The 2776-nt window shown below is 43.7% G+C and carries 1 protein-coding gene; it reads left to right on the forward strand.

Features of this window, described 5'->3' with window-relative positions; genetic code table 11:
• Positions 1-206: 206 nt before the first annotated feature.
• Positions 207-2776, forward strand: a 2570-nt coding sequence (locus QUB68_RS18965) for a tetratricopeptide repeat protein (protein ID WP_332995355.1), incomplete at its 3' end; no start/stop codon positions are given.

A 2776-nucleotide genomic window follows, 5' to 3' on the forward strand; every position in this document is an offset into this window, starting at 1 on the left:
GAATCAGACAGTTATGGAGGCAAAACGCTGTGAAAAACAGATACTGCGATTGCTTCGCTAAGACGCTCGCAATGACAACACGCTTGGAATCAGACAGTTATGGAGGCAAAACGCTGTGAAAAACAGATACTGCGATTGCTTCGCTAAGACGCTCGCAATGACATTACCATTAACCCAAGAAAACCACCTAAAACAAAACACAATCCATGAAAAACACATTAATCTCACGATTTACTCCTAGCTTGATGGCACCAGAAACCCTTGAAGCCATCCTAGTACAGCGTCACAAACTAGCAAACAATTTAGTAGAAAACATCCGAGAAAGCGCCCTAACACCCAACAAGCATTATCAACTGCTAATCGGGCCGCGCGGCATTGGCAAAACCCACTTAGTATCTCTGATTTATCACCGCGTTTCTAAGATGGAGGATTTGCAGGATAAATTGCTGATTGCATGGCTGAGGGAAGAAGAATATGGGATAGCATCTTTTTTAGATTTGTTGATTGCAATATTGCGCGCCATTGGTAAAGAATATCCTGCCGAATATCAAAGGCAGTTACATGATGCTGTCGAAGGGCTTTATGAGTCGCCGGAGGATGCTGAATCTGTGGCGGCACAATTGTTGAGAGATTTTATTGGCAATCGCGTTTTGCTGTTGATTGTCGAGAATTTGGATGATGTATTTGGCGGGTTGGGCGATATCGGACAAAAGCAGTTTAGGGCTTATCTTCAAAATCATGGGTTTTTGACTATTTTGGCAACTTCCCAAAGTTTGTTTGATGGCATTGAATCCCGCGATCAGCCTTTTTACGGCTTTTTTTATACTCATACTTTAAAAGAATTAGAACTGGATGATGCTGTAGCTTTGTTACATCAGATTGCTAGCTTGGAAGGGAAAAGCGAATTAGCATCTTTTATTCAAGATTCAACGGGACGAGATCGCATTAAAGTCGTGCATTTCCTTTCTGGCGGCAGTCCCCGGATTTATATGGTTTTCTCCGATTTTCTGGTAAACCGCGAATCTCTAAATAAACTCGTGGAAACATTTATGGCAATGCTGGACGATTTAACGCCGTATTACCAGGATCGGATGAAATATATCTCAAATCAGCAGCGCAAGATTGTGGATTTTTTGGCGGATTTGCGCCGCGCGGTCTCGGTAAAAGAAATTGCTAAACGCTGTTTTATCACTCACCAAACTGCATCTAGTCAACTGAAGAATTTGCGGCAAAAGGGTTATGTGAAAAGTGAAGAAATCGGGCGGGAGTCTTGGTATGAATTGCGGGAACCGCTGATGCGTTTTTGTTTGGAAGTTAAGAAGCAGCGCAATGAACCGATTAGATTGTTGGTGGATTTTTTGCGGGTTTGGTATACGCGGGAAGAGTTGCAGCAGCGATTGGGATTGAGGATGGTGGATGTTGATTTTGCGGATAAGGAAAGTCGTTTTGAGTATCGGCAAAATTTGCCACCGATTCCACATGATGCTGTGATGGAACGAGAATATTATACGCGGGCGCTGGAGGCAATTGAGAGAAATGAGGAAGATCCACGTTGTAAGGCTTATTTTGATGAAATTAAAGATTGTCGCGAACAGAAAGATTATGTTTCGGCTTTAGCATATGCGGAAAAATTGGTAACAAGTCGTGGCGAGGCAAAGGATTGGTCGGAAAAGGGACGCTGTTTGAATAGGCTGGATCGCTATGATGAAGCTTTGGAGTGTTTAGATAAAGCTATTGAAATTGACTCCTCTTATGCGAGGGCTTGGGCTAATCGAGGAGATGTACTCGACAGTCTCAAACGCTATGATGAAGCCTTAGTATTTTTAGATAAGGCGATTGCACTTGACGGTAATGATCATTTAGCTTGGCATTGGCGAGGTATTGTACTGAAAAACCTCAAACGCTATGATGAAGCCTTAGTATCTTACGATCGCGCGATCGAACTAGATGCGAATTATAAGTGGGCTTGGGCTAATCGAGGCAATGTACTCAACAACCTCAAACGTTCTGATGAAGCCTTAGTATCTTACGATCGCGCGATCGAACTAGATGCCAATTATCAGTGGGCTTGGCGTAACCGAGGCGGTGTACTCAATAACCTCAAACGCTATGATGAAGCCTTAATATCTTACGATCGCGCGATCGAACTAGATGCCAATTATCAGTGGGCTTGGGCTAATCGAGGCGGTGTACTCAGCAACCTCAAACGCTACGATGAAGCCTTAGCATCTTACGATCGCGCGATCGAACTAGATGCCAATTATCAGTCGGCTTGGGCTTTACGAGGTATTGTACTCAACAACCTCAAACGCTATGATGAAGCCTTAGTATCCTTCGATCGTGCACTCGATCTTGATGCCAATGATCAGTCGGCTTGGGCTAATCGAGGCTATGTACTCAACAAACTCAAACGTTCTGATGAAGCCTTAGTATCTTACGATCGCGCGATCGAAATTGATGCCAATAATCAGATGGCTGGGGCTTTACGAGGCAATTTACTCTACTACCTCAAACGCTATGATGAAGCCTTAGTATCCTTCGATCGCGCCATAGAACTTGATGCCAATTTTCAGTTGGCTTGGGCTTTACGAGGTAATGTACTCAACAACCTCAAACGTTATGAGGAAGCTTTAGAATCCTTTGATAGGGCGATCGAACTTGACCCCAATGATAAGTGCGATTGGGTTAAGCGAGGTGATATACTTGACAACCTCAAACGCTATGATGAAGCCTTAGCATCTTACGATCGCGCGATCGAACTAGATGCCAATTATCA

Origin of the sequence: Microcoleus sp. A006_D1, from assembly GCF_036702805.1 — a bacterium.
In the GTDB taxonomy this organism is placed as follows: domain Bacteria; phylum Cyanobacteriota; class Cyanobacteriia; order Cyanobacteriales; family Microcoleaceae; genus Microcoleus.